The organism is Bradyrhizobium sp. PRIMUS42 (genome assembly GCF_023006515.1).
Lineage (GTDB): Bacteria > Pseudomonadota > Alphaproteobacteria > Rhizobiales > Xanthobacteraceae > Bradyrhizobium.
Window position 1 is genome coordinate 1 of sequence record NZ_JALBGZ010001420.1, and the last position, 678, is coordinate 678.

General features: G+C 68.6%; 1 pseudogene. It reads right to left on the reverse strand.

Features of this window, described 5'->3' with window-relative positions:
* Window positions 1-678 (reverse strand): annotated as a pseudogene (locus MOV75_RS40790) (tetratricopeptide repeat protein); the annotation flags it as partial.

Sequence of the window (678 nt, forward strand, 5' to 3'; positions counted from 1 at the left end):
CTTCCAGCAGCAGGCGCTGCTGCCTGAGCTCGCCGGAGAGATCGCTGATGCGGCTCGCGCGCAGCGCGGTGATCGCCATGTCGGGCTTGCGGTTGGCGAGATAGATCATGGAGAGGCGCGCGGCGACCTGGGCGCGCGCTGCGCCTTCGAGGCGATGATCGACCTGATATTGCAGCAGCTCGGCGGCCTGATCGAGCAGATCGATCGAGGCGAGACGGTCGGCGAGACGGCGGATCAGCTCGTCGCCGCGGCGGCCGATCGGCGTCAGTTCGCGGAACTCGTAGAACATCCCGAGCGCCTCGACCGGCGGCAGCTCGTCACCCTTCGGTCCCAGGAAGATTTGCGTGAACAGCTCGGAGGCGAGATCCTGCGCCTGACGCGAGGCTTCAGCGTTCGGCTGGAGTTTGGTCGCGGTGCGCGCGGCGGTGAGCGCGTCCCGGTAGCGCCCGTTCTCGGCATACAGCCGCGACAGCATCTGCAGCGTCTTGACCTCGATCGCGTCGCCGCGCCAGGTCATCGACAGGGTCTCGAGCTCGCGCAGCGCGTCTTCCTTGCCGATCTCGTCGCGCTTCTGCCGCAGCGCGACCTCGAGCTGCTTGGCCTCGGCCGCAGCCGACCGATCGGCCGAGGCGACCGCTAGCCCGTAATCGTCGAGCGCGTCCTTGTCGTGGCCGAGCG